The 19249-nt window shown below is 60.4% G+C and carries 21 protein-coding genes; 12 read left to right on the plus strand and 9 right to left on the minus strand.

Annotated features, from left to right (window positions below):
- Positions 1-4: 4 nt before the first annotated feature.
- On the minus strand, positions 5-1390 hold the full coding sequence (locus tag MMG91_RS02925) for an iron-containing redox enzyme family protein (RefSeq protein ID WP_310658677.1): 1386 nt from the start codon (positions 1388-1390) through the stop codon (positions 5-7).
- A gap of 193 nt (positions 1391-1583) precedes the next feature.
- Here MMG91_RS02925 and MMG91_RS02930 point away from each other — a divergent pair, with 193 nt between their 5' ends.
- Entirely contained in the window at positions 1584-2036 is a 453-nt protein-coding gene (locus MMG91_RS02930) for a cupin domain-containing protein (protein ID WP_310658678.1), read from the plus strand.
- A 38-nt stretch (positions 2037-2074) separates the two neighbouring features.
- Here MMG91_RS02930 and MMG91_RS02935 read toward each other — a convergent pair whose 3' ends face one another.
- Positions 2075-2857 (minus strand): tellurite resistance TerB family protein, encoded by a 783-nt coding sequence (locus tag MMG91_RS02935; RefSeq protein ID WP_310658679.1) that lies wholly within the window; start codon positions 2855-2857, stop codon positions 2075-2077.
- Positions 2858-3131: 274 nt separating this feature from the next.
- On the opposite strand from MMG91_RS02935, the gene pcsA reads away from it, so the two are divergent.
- The 3 genes from pcsA to MMG91_RS02950 all read left to right on the plus strand — a co-directional run bounded on the left by pcsA (position 3132) and on the right by MMG91_RS02950 (position 5378).
- Positions 3132-3854 (plus strand): phosphatidylcholine synthase, encoded by a 723-nt coding sequence (pcsA, locus tag MMG91_RS02940; protein WP_007895999.1) that lies wholly within the window; start codon positions 3132-3134, stop codon positions 3852-3854.
- Positions 3855-3865: 11 nt separating this feature from the next.
- Positions 3866-4252 carry a DUF488 domain-containing protein gene (locus MMG91_RS02945; protein ID WP_305449247.1) on the plus strand — a complete coding sequence of 129 codons (387 nt, stop codon included), beginning with the start codon at positions 3866-3868 and terminating at the stop codon, positions 4250-4252.
- A gap of 199 nt (positions 4253-4451) precedes the next feature.
- On the plus strand, positions 4452-5378 hold the full coding sequence (locus MMG91_RS02950) for a universal stress protein (protein ID WP_310658680.1): 927 nt from the start codon (positions 4452-4454) through the stop codon (positions 5376-5378).
- A gap of 74 nt (positions 5379-5452) precedes the next feature.
- Here MMG91_RS02950 and MMG91_RS02955 read toward each other — a convergent pair whose 3' ends face one another.
- The 4 genes from MMG91_RS02955 to MMG91_RS02970 form a co-directional block, all read right to left on the minus strand.
- Entirely contained in the window at positions 5453-6265 is an 813-nt protein-coding gene (locus tag MMG91_RS02955) for a class I SAM-dependent methyltransferase (protein ID WP_310658681.1), read from the minus strand.
- A 38-nt stretch (positions 6266-6303) separates the two neighbouring features.
- The gene (locus MMG91_RS02960; RefSeq protein WP_305449244.1) at positions 6304-6576 is read right to left on the minus strand and encodes a DUF4242 domain-containing protein; all 273 of its coding nucleotides are present in this window, start codon (positions 6574-6576) and stop codon (positions 6304-6306) included.
- Between the two features lie 188 nt (positions 6577-6764).
- Positions 6765-7976: a cytochrome c biogenesis protein DipZ gene (locus MMG91_RS02965; protein ID WP_310658682.1), complete on the minus strand. Its 1212-nt coding sequence runs from the start codon at positions 7974-7976 to the stop codon at positions 6765-6767.
- 149 nt (positions 7977-8125) lie between these two features.
- Positions 8126-8389: a DUF2790 domain-containing protein gene (locus MMG91_RS02970; RefSeq protein WP_310658683.1), complete on the minus strand. Its 264-nt coding sequence runs from the start codon at positions 8387-8389 to the stop codon at positions 8126-8128.
- A 302-nt stretch (positions 8390-8691) separates the two neighbouring features.
- On the opposite strand from MMG91_RS02970, the gene MMG91_RS02975 reads away from it, so the two are divergent.
- Positions 8692-9432, plus strand: coding sequence for a response regulator (locus MMG91_RS02975; protein WP_008011892.1), 741 nt, complete (start codon positions 8692-8694; stop codon positions 9430-9432).
- Positions 9429-10739, plus strand: coding sequence for a HAMP domain-containing sensor histidine kinase (locus MMG91_RS02980; protein WP_310658684.1), 1311 nt, complete (start codon positions 9429-9431; stop codon positions 10737-10739). The genes MMG91_RS02975 and MMG91_RS02980 overlap by 4 nt, the downstream gene beginning before the upstream one ends.
- Positions 10740-10951: 212 nt before the next feature.
- Here MMG91_RS02980 and MMG91_RS02985 read toward each other — a convergent pair whose 3' ends face one another.
- Both MMG91_RS02985 and MMG91_RS02990 read right to left on the minus strand, forming a co-directional pair.
- Entirely contained in the window at positions 10952-11722 is a 771-nt protein-coding gene (locus MMG91_RS02985) for a putative DNA-binding domain-containing protein (protein WP_310658685.1), read from the minus strand.
- The gene (locus tag MMG91_RS02990; protein ID WP_310658686.1) at positions 11715-12551 is read right to left on the minus strand and encodes a DUF692 domain-containing protein; all 837 of its coding nucleotides are present in this window, start codon (positions 12549-12551) and stop codon (positions 11715-11717) included. The genes MMG91_RS02985 and MMG91_RS02990 overlap by 8 nt, the downstream gene beginning before the upstream one ends.
- 302 nt (positions 12552-12853) lie before the next feature.
- Here MMG91_RS02990 and MMG91_RS02995 point away from each other — a divergent pair, with 302 nt between their 5' ends.
- Positions 12854-13900, plus strand: a complete 1047-nt coding sequence (locus MMG91_RS02995; protein ID WP_310658725.1) for a class I SAM-dependent methyltransferase — start codon at positions 12854-12856, stop codon at positions 13898-13900.
- 41 nt (positions 13901-13941) lie between these two features.
- Here MMG91_RS02995 and MMG91_RS03000 read toward each other — a convergent pair whose 3' ends face one another.
- On the minus strand, positions 13942-14841 hold the full coding sequence (locus MMG91_RS03000; protein ID WP_310658687.1) for a LysR substrate-binding domain-containing protein: 900 nt from the start codon (positions 14839-14841) through the stop codon (positions 13942-13944).
- Positions 14842-14989: 148 nt separating this feature from the next.
- On the opposite strand from MMG91_RS03000, the gene MMG91_RS03005 reads away from it, so the two are divergent.
- From MMG91_RS03005 to MMG91_RS03025, 5 genes are all read left to right on the plus strand, one after another.
- Positions 14990-15688: a CoA transferase subunit A gene (locus tag MMG91_RS03005; protein ID WP_007896014.1), complete on the plus strand. Its 699-nt coding sequence runs from the start codon at positions 14990-14992 to the stop codon at positions 15686-15688.
- Positions 15689-15723: 35 nt separating this feature from the next.
- Positions 15724-16389, plus strand: coding sequence for a CoA transferase subunit B (locus tag MMG91_RS03010; RefSeq protein WP_310658688.1), 666 nt, complete (start codon positions 15724-15726; stop codon positions 16387-16389).
- A gap of 11 nt (positions 16390-16400) precedes the next feature.
- Positions 16401-17579, plus strand: coding sequence for an acetyl-CoA C-acetyltransferase (locus MMG91_RS03015; RefSeq protein WP_310658689.1), 1179 nt, complete (start codon positions 16401-16403; stop codon positions 17577-17579).
- A 233-nt stretch (positions 17580-17812) separates the two neighbouring features.
- The gene (locus MMG91_RS03020; RefSeq protein WP_310658690.1) at positions 17813-18568 is read left to right on the plus strand and encodes a hypothetical protein; all 756 of its coding nucleotides are present in this window, start codon (positions 17813-17815) and stop codon (positions 18566-18568) included.
- Positions 18569-18655: 87 nt separating this feature from the next.
- A complete protein-coding gene (locus tag MMG91_RS03025) occupies positions 18656-19243 on the plus strand; it encodes a hypothetical protein (protein ID WP_201060113.1) in 588 nt (195 codons plus the stop codon).
- Positions 19244-19249 lie beyond the last annotated feature (6 nt).

The following is a 19249-nucleotide window of genomic DNA, read 5'->3' on the forward strand; positions in this document are numbered from 1 at the left end:
CGTTCTAGAGAAGGCTGGATTTGAGTTCGATAAACCGGCGCGTCGCCAACAGACCAGCAGGATGAGCATGCCGATGGGGCGAGAGCCACGGCAACAACACCGACATCTGCTCGTGCCCGCTCAGACCATTCAGCGCGGTTTGCAGGCGCTGAATATCCGGGTCGCTGTCCGGCACTGATATCTGCGCCGTAACGCTGCTGCCGCGCCGTACCGCAGCAACTGGATACTCCGGCTTCCAGTTGCCGGCAATCCAGTCATGCAGCAACTGTTTTTCGTAGGGGCTGAATACGCCGAACATCGCCGCTCCGGCGCCGTCGATCAATTGCCAGAAACGGCTGGCCTGCGGATCCTGGTGGCGCTTGATCCAGCCTTTGTTTTCCATGGCCGCCAGCAAGCCTGGCAACTGTTCCGGCGAAGACAGCCATTGATTGACGGTCTTGCCTTCAAAGCGGCTGTAATCGGAATGCATGTGCTGGCCGAACGGGCGTTTGCGTTCAAGCATGCCCAGTACTTCACCGTCGAGGTCGAACGACTCGATAATCGCCCGGCTGCCCTGCCCCACATCATTGAGCCGATAACCCAGCGCCACCCGACGCAAAAAGTCATCACGGTCGCCTTCCACCGGGAGCAACTGCAGCACCGACTGCACCGCCTTGTGAGCATGCCCGGTGCTGGCATTGTCGATGGTCACGTGGAGCGTGAAGTAAAGCGGATCGAGGCCCAGTTCGCTGAGTTCATAAGCGCTGATCAACAAGTGCAGCGGCAACTGCTCATAGCCGAGGTTGTAGCCGATCACTTCAGGCAAGCACTCGTCGGCGCAATAGCCAAGCGCCAGTTGAATCGCCCCTTGCAGGTAGCGCTCATCGGCGATCGCAGCGGTGTCTTGCAGGCCATGTTCAGCCAGCAGCTTGCGGTAGATCACCACATGATTCTGCGCCGGATTGCCCTCGCCCAACTCCTCCAGATAAGTGCACAACAGGCCGTCAAAACGTGGGTCGCGCCAGTGCCGCAACAGGCCATAAAGCCAGGCGCCGTCCACCAGTTTGGTCGGGGCAACCGCCTGCAGGAAAAACAGCGCATGGGCCTTGTTGCTGAAGAACTGTCGCGCCCCGCCCGCCTTGCGCTGCTGAAGGTAATCGGCGTACTGCCGGGCCACGTCGACGCTGTGCTGTTCGACCCAGTGTTGCAGGGCCGAGAGGTCCTGTGGCATCTGTTCAGGCAGGAGCGCCGCTTGCTCCAGTTGCTCTTGCAGAAAGCGCCGGGCGAGCGCGTGTTTTTGCGCGTCATCGTCGCTCAGCAACAACTGTTCGTAGAGCGACTTTACGCCGTCAGCGGCAGTTATCGCGTGTTCGTGGGCAGGCCGGGATTCAAGTCGTGTCAGGGCAGTCATAAAATAATTTTCTCGCTCTGAAGCCAGTGGCAGGACGCTGGATCAGCACGTCTCTATCAGCAGAGCGGCGGTGCCTGAAAAAAATTCCATTGGCGTTGAAATTGGCCGGACAGACGGGCCAGCGCCGCGGCACTGGCTCGTGGCGCAGGGAATATACTCAGCGCAGGGGGATTCATGCCTCGGAGAGCAAATCATGCGAACGGTTCACGTCATCGAAGCCGGGAAAACGCCCACGCCGGTCAAAGTTGTTGGAGAGACCATCACTATTCTTGCCGGTGGCGATCTGACCAAACCCTTTGAGATGCACATCCAGGAAGGTGTGCAGGGTGGCGGGCCACCGCTGCACTTTCACCCTTGGGACGAAGCGTTCTATGTCATCGATGGGCAGGTTGAAGTGACCGTCGAAGGGCAATCCACCACCCTCTCGACCGGGGGTTACATACACATCCCCGCAGGGTCGATCCATGCCTACAAGAACATCAGCCCTACCGCGAAAATGATCGGCGTGGTTTCCGATCCACGCGGCGGTCAGTTCTTTGCGGCGTTGGATCAGCTCAAAGTGCCCGAAGACCTGCCTCGGATACTGGAGATATCCGAAGGCTTCGGCGTTACGTTTCTGCTGACGAAATCACCAGAACACACGTAGGAGCTGGCCGCATACGCCATCTCCTACAGGAGGAATGTTCAGGCCGCACCGCCCTTGGCCTGCTGCTCCAGATGCAGCTGCAACGCTGGATCGATCTTCAACGCAGCGGCCAATTCATCCAGATAATTGCGTTCGGCGTCCTGCTGATCGTCCACCAACATCACGCTGGCCAGGTACATCTCGGCGGCCATGCCCGAGTCTTGGGCGGACTGCGCCACATCGGCGGCATCCAGCGGCCGGGCAACTTCGTCATCGAGCCATTGCTGCAGTTGCGAATCGTCGGTGTGGCGGCCGATTTCGGTGCTAATCAGCTGTTTCTCGGCATCATCGATGCGGCCATCGGCCTTGGCGGCGGCGATCAAGGCGCGAAGGATGGCGTGGCTGTGGTCCTCGATTTCCGGGCCAGACAACAAGTCAACGGTGCGCGGTGCCTGTTGCGGTGCCGAGGCCTGGCTGCGTTGCCAGGCCTGATACGCCTGGAACGCCATCATTCCCAAAGAAGCCAACGCCGCGTAGTTTGTGCCGCCCGAACGCGTTGGCGTCGAACCGCCCATGGGTGAACCGCCGCCCAGCAGACCACCGAGCAAACCACCCAAGCCTCCGCCGCCCGCACCGGCACCCGCGCCGCGCCCCAACAGACCACCAAGCAACCCGCCAAGATCGCCCAAGCCTCCTTGAGCTGACGCCGCACCGCCACCTTGTTGCGCCTGTGAGCCCCGGCCGGCCCGCAGTAATTGCTCAAGCAAATCGCTGGTGTTCATAACGACGTCCTCAATAATGGGCAGAAACTCAGTCAGGCAACGATAGTCTTCGCCCGACATTCCGCCAACTCCGTCTGGCTGACGTTAAAAGGTGCCCATTTATACTCCTGACAGAAGCTGACACTCCCTAATACCCGTCAGTTAACTTGCGCAACTTGTGAGAGCGAGGCTAGCCAGGAATTTGCGGGGTATTTTTTTGCGCGGCGGCTAAGATTCATAGGTGGTGAACCTTATTCCCGAAAATCCGGTCGATACCTGCAACCCGACCCGGTTTGCCGACGCCCTCAACAGGAGGGTGATAACTGGCTTGCTTCACTTTCTGGAGAACACCCCCGTGATATCCACCGTACACATTGCCAGGCTCAAAGCATGGGGTGCCCATGGTTTTACCGCCACTGGCGTGGTCACAGCCTTCCTCGCGACCCTCGCCTTGTTGGAGAACCAGCCCACCAATTGCCTGCTGTGGCTGGGCGTGGCGCTGATCGTCGACGGTCTGGACGGCGCGCTGGCACGCAAGGTCAATGTGCAGTCGGTGCTGCCGAGTTTCGACGGCTCGATCCTCGACCTGGTGATCGACTACCTGACGTATGTGTTTATCCCGGCACTGTTCATCTACCGCTACATCCCGCTGCCGGACTACACCCTGCTGCTGACTGTGTCGCTGATTCTGGTGTCGTCGCTGTTTTGCTTCTGCAACGTCAACATGAAGAGCAAGGACAACTACTTCCAGGGCTTCCCCGCCGCATGGAACGTGGTTGCGCTGTGCCTGTACATCATCGACCCATCGCCGTGGATCACCTTACTCACCGTCATCGGCCTGGCGCTGTTGACCGTGACCCGAATGAAATTCCTGCACCCATTCCGCGTACGCCGGTTCATGCCGATCAACATTGCCGTGACCGCCATCTGGCTGCTGTGCAGCTTGTCGCTGGTGGTCAACCACCCGGTCATCAATCCGCTGGTGATGGGCTTGTGGCTGCTGATGTCGGCGTACTTCCTGGGGATCTGCTTCTGGCGCACGGCGCTGGAGTGGTTCGACGGTTCGCGGCTCAAATAGGCACTGCGATCATGCCCATCCACATCGTCCAGCTCGGCTCACCCCGCACCGCGAATGAAGGGCTGCGCCTGGGCACGGTACGCCGCCCGCCTCGGGGTGTGCCGAAAGCCGAATTTGCCAGTCGGGATTTTTACGACGTGTGGCAACCGCTGCTGTCCCCCAGCCCCGAATTGGTCGCCGAAGCCAAAGCAGCTGAAGATGCCAAAGCCTGGGGAGCCTTCAAGCGCAAATTCAAGGCAGAGATGAACCACCCCGCGCCCAGTCAGATGCTCGACCTGCTTGCCGCCCTCTCCCATCAAACGTCACTGGCCGTGGGGTGTTATTGCGAGGAAGAAGCACACTGCCACCGTTCCGTATTACGGGAATTGCTGGAGGCCCGGGGTGCAAAGGTTGTTTAGGGTGAACACCCAAATCCCCTGTGTGACATCTCTGAGCACTAACTTCAGCCCGCACCGGCCTGCGGACGAGAGGTTGAACATGGTCAATACTTAGAGGATTGAATGGCTTTCGAATGACCATACGTCGGGCGCACAGGCGCTCTCCCATCGCAACCTCAGGGAGACCGTCGTCTGCTCGTTTACCCACGGGAGGTTTGTCATGTCTGGTCAAGCACGTTTCATGCTGGTCGCCTCGCCCCTGATGGAACACAGCCCTGCCTTCGACCGGGCCGCGGCGCTGGCCAAGGCCGAGGATGCGGCCCTGCATATCGTGGCTTTCGACTATCTGGAAGGCCTGGCGACTGCCGGCATGGTCAATGAAAAGGCCCTGGAGCAGATGCGTCTGGGGTACGTCGAGCGCCACCGCCAGTGGCTTGAGGACCAGGCCCGCCCCTTGCGCAAGATCGGTGTTCACGTCACCACGGAGGTGACTTGGGTCGAGAATCCGCTGGAAGAAATCCTGACTCACCTCAAAGAACAGCCGATGGATGTGCTGATCAAGGCGCTGGAACACCAATCACGGCTGTCGCGGCTGGTGTTTACCCCCCTCGACGTGCATCTGCTGCGCGAATGCCCGGTACCGCTGCACTTCGTCAGCCATGCCAAGCATGCGTTGCCGCGCAAGATCGTTGCGGCGGTCGACCCCTTCCATAACGATGATCAATACAAAAGCTTCAACGACCGGATCCTGCACGAAGCGTCAAAACTGGCGAGTGCCTGCAATGCCGAGCTCGACGTGGTCTACGCCTATGATCTTTCGTCTATCAGCTCGGACGAGTTCAGCTTCGAAAACGGTTCGGCGTTTTTCGCTTCGGACAAGGCCAAGACCCTGTTCAATTTCCAGGAGGATGCCTTCAACGAATTGGCCGCGCGCAACGGCATCGCCCCGGAGCAACGGCACATGCTGATGGGCAGCCCGACCAAGGTGCTGACCCGCTACGCCGATACCCATGATGTCGACGTGATTGTCATGGGCCGGGTCGGCCATCGCGGCATGGGCCGGCTGCTCGGCAGCACAGTGGAGCATCTGCTGTACAAAATGCCGTGCAGTGTGTGGGTGGTGTACACCGAGCGGCTGGATGAGTGATTGGGCTGGTCAGATAGTCTGCACATACCCCTGTGGGAGCAAGCCCGCTCCCACAAGGGATTTGTGTTGTCGTTTCAACGCCATGTAATCACCACCTCCAGGTATTCACTGGGCACCACCAGTGACCGCTCCCCCGCCCGGTTCAGGCGATTCAGCAGTTCAGTCAGGTCTTTTTCCAGGGCTGCGACCCCTTCGGGAGGCAGGGTCGCAAAGGCCTTGTGAATCGGGCCATACCAACTGCGGAAAGTGTCGATGAAGTGCGCGGCGGAGCGATAACGGAAGTTGAACAACCGCCGTGTCACCTGCATCTGAAAGTCGCGCTGATCGAACTGTGAGTGCAACCAGGCTTCGGAGCCCCAGTTCGACGGTGGTTGAGCACCCATGGGTGGCGGCATGTGGCGGCCCAGGGTTTTGAACAGTTGGCCGATGAAACCTTCAGGCGTCCAGTTGGCAAGGCCGATCCGCCCGCCAGGACGGCACACCCGCGCCAGTTCCGCTGCAGCCTTGGGCTGATCCGGCGTAAACATCACACCAAAGGTTGAAAGCACCGCATCGAAACTGGCGTCCTCGAACGGCAAGTCCTCGGCATCGGCCACCTGAAAGGTCACGTCCAGGTGTTCCGCCCGTGCGCGGTCTTCGCCGCGTTCAAGCAGCTTGGCCACGTAGTCGGTGGACGTGACCTTGCATCCCCGGCGCGCGGCGGCGAGCGTTGCGTTACCGTTGCCGGCGGCGACATCCAGCACGCGCTCATCGCAGAGCAGGTCGCAGGCCTCGGCCAGTTGTTCGCCGACGATCTGTAAGGTGGTGCCGATCACGGCGTAGTCGCCGCTGGCCCACGAGGCCATTTGACGGTTTTTCAGGGCAGTGAGGTCAATGGGGGTACTCATTAAGTCTGCTCCGTTACGGGTTGGAACGCGTCCCCGGCTTACTCCGCCGTGGTGGGATCGATGATGTTCATCACCCGGGAAACGCTGTTGATGGGAAATTCACCCTTTTTGGCGTGCTCCCTGATCAGGCCCTCATTCGGCGCGATGTACACGCAGTAAATCTTGTCGCCAGTGATGTAGCTCTCCAGCCATTGCACCTCTGGCCCCATCTCGCGCAACACATCGCAGGACTTTTGCGAGATCGCTTTGAGTTCCTGTTGCGGCAGTCCGCCAGCACCTGGAAGCTCGCGTTCAATAATGTATTTAGGCATGGCAACTTCCTTTTCTTGTTTGTGATGACAGGGTCGACAGTGATCCCGTCGTCCACAAACTATCGCTCCCGGATACGCTGGCGTCCTGCCGATCGTCCGGAGAATTCCCCAAATATGGCATTCTCCGATGCGTGGTCACCTAGCTGTAACGCCGCATTAACAGATCGCCTTGCGTCGCCGAAAACGGGTTACGCGGCAGGCGCTTTGGCCTCTTCCAGCAATTGCCGAATCATCTGCTCCTGAGTCTCGTACCGTCCCTCGCCAAAGTGGGTGTAACGCACCTGGCCTTTGGCATCGATCAGGTAGTGAGCGGGCCAGTACTGGTTGTCGAAGGCGCGCCAGATCGCGTAGTTGTTGTCGATCGCCACCGGGTAAGTGATGCCGAGTTTTTTCACCTGATCGCGGACATTGTCGATGATGCGTTCGTACCCGTATTCCGGGGTGTGCACGCCAATCACGACCAAGCCATCCTTTTCGTATTTCTTCGCCCAGTCCTTTACGTAGGGCAAGGTGTGCTGGCAGTTGATGCAGTCGTACGTCCAGAAGTCCACCAGCACCACTTTGCCGCGCAGGGAATCGTTGCTCAGCGCTGGCGAGTTGAGCCATTCGACCGCGCCGGAAAGTGACGGCATCCGGCCTTTGGCTGAATCCATGGTTGAGTCGGCCTTGACCTTGCTGATGAAATAATCGACTACTTTCGGTACGGTTTGCAGCACATGCTGTTCAACCGTGGTGACGCCTTCGGATGAGGTGCCAGCGAGTAGTGTGTTATCGGCGCCGGTGGAGATAGCCGCCGCAGCGGCCAACACCGCAACCCCCGTGCCGCGACGTAGCCAACCAGTGACCGGTATCGACGGTTTCAAGCGATTGACCAGGCCGCGACCGGCGAAGATCAAAGTCCCCAGGGACAACGCGCTGCCCAGGCCGTACGCCAACAGCAATAGACTGGTGTGAGCGTTGGCGCCTTGCAGCATGGCGCCGGTGAGGATCACCCCGAGGATCGGCCCGGCACACGGCGCCCAGAGCAGGCCCGTGGCGACGCCGATCATTACCGAGCCTAACGGGCCAGACATCTTGCGAGTGTTGGGATCGATGCGATTGCCCAGCAGTACGAACGGGCGCGCCAGCCAGCCACCAATGCGGGCGGAGATCAGCGACAGGGCAAACAGCACCATCACGATCAGCGCCACATGGCGACCGGTGTTGTTGGCTTGTACCACCCAATCGCTGCTGACCACGGCCAGGCTGGAGATCAGGGCGAAGGTCAGGGCCATGCCACCGAGGGTAAGCAGGATCGAAGAACGCGTGCGCTTGACACCGGCAAACAGAAACGGCACGACCGGGAGGATGCAGGGGCTGAGGACGGTCAAAATGCCGCCCAGGAATGCGATGAGAAACATGGGGATCACCTTGAGATACGAGTCCCATGTGGGAGCGAGCCTGCTCGCGATAGCGGTCTGGCAGTCACATAGATGTTGAATATGCTGCCGTCATCGCGAGCAGGCTCGCTCCCACACAGGAACTGCGGGAATTGGGGTCGTCGAAGGACTCAGTTACCTTCGTTGCAGCCGTCAGCGAATTTGCTGTAATCCAGAACCTTGGTTTTGCCTTGGGAATCCAGGTAGGTCATCCGGGCATTCACAATCCCGCAGGCAGGGCTGGCGTCCTGTTTCATCGACAGCACTTTCTGGATGTCCAGGTGCGTGCCATAGGTGTAGGTTTGAGGGGTGACGTCGGCTTCGGCGCGGGCCGACAAGGTGCAGATGTTCAGGGCGGCAAACAGGCAGGCCGCGTAGATGGCTTTGGTGTTCATGGTGATTTCCTCTGGGCTTCAATAGGTCAATCGTTGATTGAGCGAGGCGGTTGGGTTTGCCTCGATGGAACCTATTTGAAACCCGTGAGGTATCCCGTCTGTGTCCAGAACTGGCGCGGGTAAATCGCTGTGTATCCGCGCAGGCCTGCGATACACAGCGATACAAAACCACTGAAATCGGCGGTTTTTTGCGTCCCCGTGTATCTGCCGATACACCAGATACACTGCAATACAATCGGCGGCAGGCGAGCGAGCCGAGGCTCGATAGACTGCGCGATATCCCCCATTTAGAGGCTTGGCTCATGGAACACGTCGATCACATTCTCATCGTGGACGATGACCGCGAGATCCGGGAACTGGTAGGCAACTACCTGAAGAAGAACGGTCTGCGCACCACCGTGGTGGCGGATGGACGGCAAATGCGCTCGTTTCTGGAGTCCACGCCGGTGGACTTGATTGTGCTCGACATCATGATGCCGGGCGACGATGGCCTGGTGCTCTGCCGCGAACTTCGCGCCGGCAAACACAAAGCCACGCCGGTGCTGATGCTCACCGCTCGCAACGATGAAACCGATCGCATCATCGGCCTGGAAATGGGTGCCGACGATTACCTGGTCAAGCCGTTCGCCGCCCGTGAACTGCTCGCCCGCATCAACGCCGTGCTACGCCGCACGCGGATGCTGCCGCCGAATCTGGTGATCACCGAAAGCGGTCGCCTGCTGGCGTTCGGTCGCTGGCGCCTGGACACCTCGGCCCGGCATCTGCTGGATCAGGACGGCACCATGGTCGCCCTCAGCGGTGCGGAATATCGCCTGCTGCGAGTGTTCCTGGATCATCCTCAGCGGGTGCTCAATCGCGACCAATTGCTCAACCTGACCCAAGGCCGCGACGCCGATCTGTTCGACCGCTCCATCGATTTGCTGGTGAGCCGCTTGCGTCAGCGTCTGCTCGACGATGCCCGGGAACCGGCCTACATCAAGACCGTACGCAGTGAAGGCTATGTGTTTTCGCTGCCGGTGGAAGTGCTCGGTGCACCGTCATGAATCTTGCGCTGCACTGGCCTCGTACGCTGGCCTCGCGGTTGTCGCTGATTTTCCTGATTGGCCTGATCCTCGCCCAGGCGCTGTCCTTTGGCGCTCAGTACTACGAGCGTTACGAAAGTGCGAAAAATACGATGTTGGGCAATCTGGAAACCGATGTTTCGACCTCGCTCGCCATCCTCGACCGCTTGCCCGCCAACGAGCGTATGAGCTGGCTACAACGCCTGGAACGCACCAACTATGGCTATCTGCTGAATGAAGGCTCGCCGGGCACGCCGATGCCAGCCCGCAATGTGCCGATTGCAGTGACCTCGATTCAGGACGCCATCGGCGATGATTACCCGCTGACCTTCACCGACATCCCCGGCCCGAAAAAACACTTCCAGGCCCACCTGAAACTGAAGGACGGCAGCCCTGTCACCATCGATGTGCGGCCTTCAATGGTACCGTTGTCGCCGTGGTTGCCGGCGGTGTTGCTGGGGCAACTGGCGCTGATGATTGCCTGCACCTGGCTGGCCGTGAGAATCGCCATCCGCCCACTCACCCGCCTCGCCCAAGCGGTGGAAACCCTCGACCCCAACACCCACGCCGTGCACCTGGATGAAAAAGGCCCGACCGAAGTCGCCTACGCCGCCCGGGCGTTCAATGCGATGCAGGCGCGTATTGCGGCTTATCTCAAGGAACGCATGCAACTGTTGGCGGCGATTTCCCACGACCTGCAAACCCCGATCACCCGCATGAAACTGCGCGCCGAATTCATGGATGATTCCAGCGAGAAAGACAAATTGTGGAATGACCTCGGCGAGATGGAACACCTGGTGCGCGAAGGCGTTGCCTATGCCCGCAGCATCCATGGTGCCACCGAGGAAAGTCGCCGCACCGATCTGGATTCATTCCTCGACAGCCTGGTGTTCGACTATCAGGACATGGGCAAAAATGTGCAGCTCGATGGTAAAAGCGCAGCCGTGATCAACACCCGGCCCCATGCTTTGCGGCGGGTACTGGTGAACCTGATAGACAACGCGCTGAAATTCGCCGGCGCGGCAGAGCTGTGGGTGGAAACGAAGGCTGATGACAGCTTGTCGGTGAAGGTCATGGACCGTGGGCCGGGGATTGCCAAAGAGGAATTGGCGCAGGTGATGGAGCCGTTCTACCGCGTGGAGAATTCGCGTAACCGCAGCACCGGCGGGACCGGGTTGGGGTTGGCGATTGCGCAGCAATTGGCGCTGGCGATTGGCGGGTCGCTGACCTTGAGCAATCGCGAGGGCGGTGGGTTGTGTGCGGAGCTCAGGTTGCCGAAGCCCCAATAAACACCACCAATCCAATGTAGGCGTGGTGTATTGATCGTTCCACGCTCCGCGTGGGAATGCCTCAAGGGACGCTTCGCGTTCCAGCCCCACCGCCGCTGTCGAGCCAGACACCGATGTGACGCAGAGCGTCACGGGTTGCATTCCCACGCAGAGCGTGGGAACGATCGTTCAGCAACCTTATTCCGAAGGCGGAGCCCGCAACCGCCCTCCAATTACAAGCGACTAAATTCCGCTATACCGATCACCCCTTCCCCATGCATCTGCCGCAATAACGCCAACCCGCTATCGATGAACTCCGGCGACGCAACCGTCCCCGCCTCCACCGCCAGCCCTTCCAGCTGCGCTCGGCCATCGAGCTGAGGCAACTCGCCGATCCGCTGCAACAACCGCCACGCCAACGGGCTCAGTTCCGAGAAGCGCACACTCCAGTCCTCGTCTCGACGAACCAACAGCAACGTCGACTGAGCCGGCGGCGAGTCCGGCAGGTAATCCGGCCCCACCAACTGCACCGGCCAGCCATACGCCAACGGCCAGGCCAACGGCGAAATCTGCAACGGTCGATCCAGCAGCAACCCCGCATCGCTGGCCGGCAACGGCTCGGCGTCGGATTGTTGCAGGGCCATTTCGACCCATTCGTAATGCGCCAGCTCAACCATGAATGGCGGCCACGTTCCATCGTTCAACGCCTGTGGCTCGGAGGCGAGGAACTCGACAAACTCCTGGGCGATCTCGCCGAATTTTGGCGTTTGAGCGCGGTGGTCCCGCAGAAAAATCCGCATCAATACACGCCAATGATCATCGCCAAGAATCTTCACCAACACCGGAAAGGTGCCGCTAATCAACGACGACAAATTTGAAAACACCAGGTCGCGATAAACCTGTGCCCGTGCCACGTCCATCTCGGCGGGTGGCGCACACTGGTCGGGGTCGCGCAGGTAGCGGGTCAATGTGTTTTGCTGCTGATACAAACTCGGCTTATCCACGGTGTTCACCTTGTTGCAGCCGGCGAATGGTCTGTAATTCGCTCACCAACTCAGAGAACGCCGGAAAGTTGAAATCCCGTTCCAGCAGTGTCGGTTGCACACCAAACCGCGCATACGCCTCGGCCAGCAACGACCAGACCACCGGTTTGACCGAGGCCCCATGGGTGTCGATCTTCAGCGTGTCGGATTCATCAAAGTGCCCCGCCACATGCATGGCAACCACCCTCCCCGCGTCGATGCCGGCCAGAAACGTCTGCGGATCGAAGCCGTGATTGATCGAGTTGACGTAGACATTGTTGACGTCCAGCAGCAGGTCGCAATCGGCTTCGCGCAGCACTGCGTTGGTGAACGTCAGTTCGTCCATGTCCTGCCGGGGCGCGGCGTAGTAGGAGACGTTTTCCACTGCCAGGCGCCGACCGAGAATGTCTTGTGACTGGCGAATTCGGGCGGCGACGTGGCGCACCGCTTCTTCGGTAAACGGCAACGGCAGCAGATCGTAAAGATGCCCGTCATCGCTGCAGTAGCTGAGGTGTTCGCTGTACAGCGGTACCTTGTGGTGATCGAGGAAAACCCGCACTTCCTGCAGGAAACCAACGTCCAGCGGCGCCGGCCCACCCAACGACAATGACAAGCCGTGACAGGACAACGGATAGCGTTCGGCCAAGGCGCGAAACGCCGCGCCATGAGCGCCTCCGATGCCGATCCAGTTTTCTGGCGCGACCTCCAGAAAGTCGAAAGCGCCCACCGGGGCCGCTTGAAGGTCCTTTATTAAGCCGCGGCGCAAGCCTAGCCCGACGGTCGCCTTCGCTGATGTGAGGGGAGTCTGCATGGTGTCGATCTCATCCTGGGATCCGGTCTCCAGCGTCTGAAAACTCAGTGCCGGCCGGCAGGCCCAGTCAAGCGCCGCGGTGTGTCGGGACTGTGTTCACAAACGCCGCTCTTCTGGGGCCACTGTATCGGACAGGCAGTCAGATACAGTGAGATACACGAACTAGACTTATTGATTACCCCCCGCAGGGGTCCAGGACGCCGTTATCGTCCTGTTCATTCCCACGATCACCGCCCAAAGGTGCATGCCTCGACAAACAAACAATGCCTCTGGGCCCTGATCCTGCTGAAGGAGCACACATGATGGACGAGGCCAGACTCAATGATTTCATGGGCAAACTGGTGAACGACATGGGCGGCGCGGCGATGCTCGCCAACGTCATCCTCGGCGAAGAACTCGGCCTCTACCGGGCCATGGCCGACAGTCAGCCAGTCACCCCCGAAGCACTCGCCGAAAAGACCGGCTGCAACACCCGTCTGCTGCGTGAATGGCTCAGCGCCCACGCCGCCTCCGGTTACATGGAGCACCGCGACGGCCAGTTCCGCCTGCCCGAAGAGCAAGCCCTGGCGCTGGCGATCGAAGATTCACCGGTCTATGTGGCCGGCGGTATCGGCGTGGTTGCGTCGTTTTTCCATGACAAGGACAAACTGGTCAACGCCATGCGCGGCAATGGCGCCCTGCCCTGGGGCGATCACCATCCGTGCATGTTCAGCGGCACCGAACGGTTTTTCCGCCCAGGGTACAAGGCGCATCTGGTCAACGAATGGCTGCCGGCCCTCGACGGGGTGGTCGCCAAACTGGAAACCGGCGCCAAGGTGGCGGACATCGGCTGCGGCCACGGCGCCTCGACCGTGATCATGGCCCAGGCGTTTCCGAATTCACGGTTCGTCGGTTTCGATTACCACGCGCCTTCGGTCACCGTCGCCACCCAGCGCGCCGAAGAAGGTGGCGTGTCCGGCCGGGCACGGTTCTTCCAGGGCACCGCCAAGAGCTATCCGGGCGGCGACTATGACTTGGTCTGCTACTTCGACTGCCTGCACGATATGGGTGACCCGGTCGGTGCCGCAAAGCATGCCTATGAATCGCTCAAACCCGATGGCTCGGTGCTGCTGGTAGAGCCCTTCGCCAACGACACGCTCGATGCCAACACCACTCCAGTGGGACGACTGTTCTACGCGGCCTCGACCTTTATCTGCACGCCCAACTCACTGTCCCAGGAAGTCGGCCTCGGGCTCGGTGCCCAGGCGGGTGAGGCACGGTTGCGCAAGGTCTTCACCGAAGCGGGATTCACCCAGTTCCGGCGGGCCACGGAAACGCCGTTCAACCTTATTCTGGAGGCGCGTAAATAAGGACAGAATCATCACCCGGGCAGGCTAACCCGCTCCCACACTTATTGCGTGGACAATTGTTGGCCAAGGTTCTCGGCCTTGAGAATATCGAACAACGCCTGCGCCGCCGCCGACAGTTCATGCCCCGTCGTCAGCACCCCGATCGCCCGCTCCACCACCGGGTCACGCAGGGTAATGCAACGCGCGCCCAGTTCGCGCATCTGCCCGGCGCACAAGGCCGGCACCGCGCTCACACCCAATCCGCTGGCCACCATCCGCCCGACTGTCGCCAACTGATGGCTTTCAAATTCCACCGGCAGCTTCATGCCCCGCGCCTGCAGGTGCTCTTCGAGCATCACCCGCACCGTCGAGGGTCGCTGCAAGGTAATGAACGGTTCCTTGAGCAAGGTCTGCCAATCAATGTCGTTCAGCTGCGCCAGCGGTGAGTCGAGCGGCACCACCGCCACAAACCGGTCGATGTACAACGGGGTAAATTCCAGCGACGAGCTCTGGGTCGGTTCAAATGCCACGCCCAACTCCACCTGGCGGTCGCGGACCATTTCCAGCACCTGCTCGTTGATCACGTCGTTCACCGTGACGTTGACCTTGGGATAACGCGCGCGAAAGGTCTTGAGGATCGGCGGCAGCAGGTTGCCGGCAAACGATGGCATCGCCGCCAGGGTCACGCGGCCGCGCTGGAGGGTGAAGCGTTGGCGCAGTTCATCCTCGGCGTTGTCCCAGTCCGCGATCAATCGACGAGCCAGTGGCAGCAGCGATTCGCCTTCGGCAGTCAGTGCGACGTTGCGGGTATTGCGCGTGAACAGGCGCCCACCCAGGCCCTCCTCCAGCGCCTTGATGGTCAGGCTCAACGCCGACTGGGACAGGTGCAGCCGCTCGCACGCCACGGCAAAACTCAAACTCTGGGCCACGGCCAGGAATGCGCGGATCTGTTTGACGGTCATGGCCACTGTTCCCAACGAGGTAGAAATTAATTAGTGAGTTTTATCTATCAATCAACCTTAAAAATCAACTTAACAAATAAATCCTCCAGCGAGACACTCCCTCCCCATCCGGCTAGCCAGCCGCCCACAAAGAATAAAAGAGGTGCATATGGCAGGGTTCGACAAGCGCGTGTATTCCTATGAGGAAGCGATGGCAGGTCTTGAAGACGGCATGACTGTGATTTCCGGCGGCTTCGGTCTGTGCGGGATTCCGGAAAACCTCATCGCCGAGATCCAGCACCGCGGCACGCGTGATCTCACCGTGGTCTCCAACAACTGCGGCGTCGATGGTTTCGGCCTTGGTGTGCTGCTGGTAGACCGGCAGATCCGCAAAGTGGTGGCCTCTTACGTCGGCGAAAACGCGCTGTTCGAGAAGCAACTGCTGAGCGGCGAAATCGAAGTCGTCCTGACCCCCCAAGGCACCCTCGCCGAAAAAATGCGCGCAGGCGGTGCCGGCATCCCGGCATTCTTCACCGCGACCGGCGTCGGCACTCCGGTGGCCGATGGCAAGGAAGTCCGCGAATTCAAGGGCCGCCAGTACCTGATGGAAGAATCCATCACCGGTGACTTCGCCATCGTCAAAGGCTGGAAAGCCGACCATTTCGGTAACGTGGTCTATCGCCACACCGCCCAGAATTTCAACCCGCTGGCCGCCACCGCCGGCAAGATCACCGTGGTCGAAGTCGAAGAAATCGTCGAACCCGGCGAGCTGGACCCGTCGCAGATCCACACCCCTGGCATCTACGTCGACCGGGTCATTTGCGGCACGTTCGAAAAGCGCATCGAACAGCGCACCGTGCGTAAGTGACCCCCTGCCTCCAGACCGAATAAGGAACAACAACAATGGCACTTTCCCGCGAACAAATGGCTCAGCGCGTCGCCCGCGAAATGCAGGACGGCTACTACGTGAACCTGGGTATCGGCATTCCGACCCTGGTCGCCAACTACATCCCCGAAGGCATGGAAGTCATGCTGCAATCGGAAAACGGCCTGCTCGGCATGGGCGCCTTTCCGACCGACGCCGAAGTCGACGCGGACATGATCAACGCCGGTAAGCAAACCGTGACCGCGCGTATCGGCGCATCGATTTTCTCGTCCGCCGAATCGTTCGCAATGATTCGCGGCGGCCACATCGACCTGACCGTGCTGGGCGCGTTTGAAGTGGACGTCGAAGGCAATATCGCCTCCTGGATGATCCCCGGCAAACTGGTCAAGGGCATGGGCGGCGCGATGGACCTGGTGGCCGGTGCGGATAACATCATTGTCACCATGACCCACGCGTCCAAGGACGGCGAGTCGAAACTGCTGTCGCGTTGCAGCTTGCCGCTGACCGGCGCCGGTTGCATCAAACGCGTGCTGACCGACCTGGCCTACCTGGAAATCCACAACGGCGCGTTCGTTCTCAAGGAACGCGCGCCGGGCGTCAGCGTCGAGGAAATCGTCGCCAAGACCGCTGGTAAACTGATCGTGCCTGACCACGTCCCGCAAATGCAGTTCGCTGCCCAGTGAGGAATTTTTCCATGCAAGAAGTCGTGATTGTTGCCGCCACTCGCACTGCCATTGGCAGCTTCCAGGGGGCGTTGGCCAATGTGTCCGCGGTTGACCTCGGTGCTGCGGTGATCCGCCAGTTGCTGGCGCAAACCGGTCTGGATCCGGCGCAGGTCGATGAAGTGATCATGGGCCAGGTATTGACCGCCGGTGCCGGACAAAACCCGGCGCGTCAGGCCGCGATCAAGGCCGGCCTGCCCTTCGCCGTACCGGCCATGACCCTGAACAAGGTTTGCGGCTCGGGTCTCAAAGCCCTGCATTTGGCAGCGCAGGCGATTCGCTGCGGCGATGCCGAAGTGATCATCGCTGGCGGCCAGGAAAACATGAGCCTGGCCAATTACGTCATGCCGGGCGCCCGCACCGGTTTGCGCATGGGCCACGCGCAGATCGTCGACACGATGATCAGCGATGGCCTGTGGGATGCGTTCAATGATTACCACATGGGCATCACCGCTGAGAATCTGGCCGAGAAATACAGCCTGACCCGTGAGCAACAGGACGCCTTCGCTGCCGCCTCGCAGCAGAAAGCCGTGGCCGCCATCGAAGCCGGGCGGTTTGCCGATGAGATCACGCCGATCCTGATCCCCCAGCGCAAGGGCGATCCGCTGTCCTTCGCCACCGATGAACAGCCTCGGGCCGGCACCACCGCCGACTCCCTGGGCAAACTGAAAGCCGCCTTCAAGAAGGACGGTTCAGTGACGGCCGGTAACGCTTCTTCGCTGAACGATGGCGCCGCTGCGGTGATTCTGATGAGTGCGCAGAAAGCCAAGGCGCTGGGGCTGCCAGTGCTGGCGAAGATCGCCGCTTATGCCAACGCGGGCGTCGACCCGGCGATCATGGGCATCGGTCCGGTGTCGGCCACTCGTCGTTGCCTGGACAAGGCCGGTTGGTCCATTGATCAACTGGACCTGATCGAAGCCAACGAAGCTTTCGCTGCGCAATCTCTGGCGGTGGCCAAGGATCTGGAATGGGACTTGAACAAGGTTAACGTCAACGGCGGCGCCATTGCCCTGGGCCATCCGATCGGGGCCTCGGGTTGCCGGGTGCTGGTGACCTTGCTGCATGAAATGATCAAGCGTGATGCCAAGAAGGGTTTGGCGACGTTATGCATCGGCGGCGGCCAAGGTGTAGCACTAGCTATCGAGCGGTAATCCTACTCATGATCGTTCCCACGCTCTGCGTGGGAATGCAGCCAGGGACGCTCCGCGTCCCAAAAAGCGGACGCGGAGCGTCCGGTGAGGCATTCCCACGCAGAGCGTGGGAACGATCAATTGCTCGGGATACCGCGTAATCGTTCATCGCGCGCAGGCCCGCCCAGCCGCGCTGAGCAATTCATCCTCCACAATGCTAACGTGGCCGGCTCACACCGAATGGAGACGCGTGCGTGCTGATGCTCAAACTGCTGGTGATTCCGGGATTTCTGTTGCTGATTTCCCTGGCCGGAAAACGCTGGGGCCCAAGCGTGGCCGGTTGGCTGTCCGGGTTGCCGGTGGTGGTCGGGCCGATTCTGTTTTTTCTCACCATCGAGCAAGGCGTGATGTTCGCCGCTCAGGCAGCAACGGCGGCACTGTCAGCGATGTTCGCAATGATTGCTTTCTGCGTGACCTACGCCCAGATTGCACAACGCTTGAGCTGGCCGTGGACGCTGACGATTTCGCTGCTGGTCTGGGCCTTGGCTGCCGGTGTGCTGTCGCTGATCCCGCCGTCACTGGTGTTTTCGGTGATCGCCGCCGCTACCGCATTGCTGGCCGCGCCGTACCTGTTTCCCGCGGTGCAGCCCATCGTTTCAGGCCCGGCGCCGAAGTCCGACAAACTGCTGCTGCGCATGATCGCCGGTGCCCTGCTCACCATGGCTGTGACGTTGCTGGCCAGCACCGTCGGCGAACGCTGGAGCGGTCTGCTCGCGGTATTCCCGGTGTTGGGCAGTGTGATGGCGATTTTCTCCCAACAGACTCGCGGGCCGGCGTTTACTGCTGCCTTGCTCAGGGCGACGGCGACCGGGATGTATTCGTTTGCGGCATTTTGTCTGGTGCTGGCGCTGGCGTTGCCGAGGTTGGGATGGCTGGGGTTTGTCTTAGGGGTAGGCGTGTCGTTGGGGATGTTGGTGATCACCAAACGGCTGGCATTGCGTCCAAGGTGAGAACGCAGCAGGCTGCGGCAGCTGCTACAAATCGCGATCCGTGGGATGATCGCCATCAAAGCGCGGATCATCCCACGGAGAGTTTGAATGTCATTGTTGAGTAAAAAAGCCGTTGTTCTGCTGCTGATGGCGGCTACCAGCCTGGGTGCCTTGAATGCGCAGGCGGCCAAGGCCACTGCCAGCGACAAAGCGCCGGCCCAGAAGGTCTCGATGCTCGGCGGCAAGTTCACCTTCACCCTGCCCAAGGGGTTCATCGCCAACCCGCTGCCGGCCGGCGATGCGGCCACCGGCACTGCCGGGGCGACGGGCACGATGTACACCAACCAGACCACCAAAACCGTGGTGATCGCCGCTGAAAACACCATCCCCGGCGGCGCCAACGTCAAGGACAACGACGGTGAATTCCTCGACGCCACCGTGTCCGCCTTCGCCACCGAGCAACGCAACGCTTTACCGGATTTCAATAAAACCAGCGAAAAAAGCCTGACCCAGAAAGGCACGGGCCTGGGCCTTCGGCAGATCGACAGCACCGCCACCCAGGGCGGTGGCATGACGCTGGACAGCACGTTGATGGCCGCTTCCGGCACGCGCATGGCCATCGTTCAGATCATTTCCCGACCCAACGACAAAACCGGCCACGAAACGCTGGTCAAACAAATCGTCAGCGGCAAATAAACCCGA

The sequence above is a fragment of the Pseudomonas sp. JL3 genome (assembly GCF_031570575.1).
GTDB classification, from domain to species: domain Bacteria; phylum Pseudomonadota; class Gammaproteobacteria; order Pseudomonadales; family Pseudomonadaceae; genus Aquipseudomonas; species Aquipseudomonas cucumis.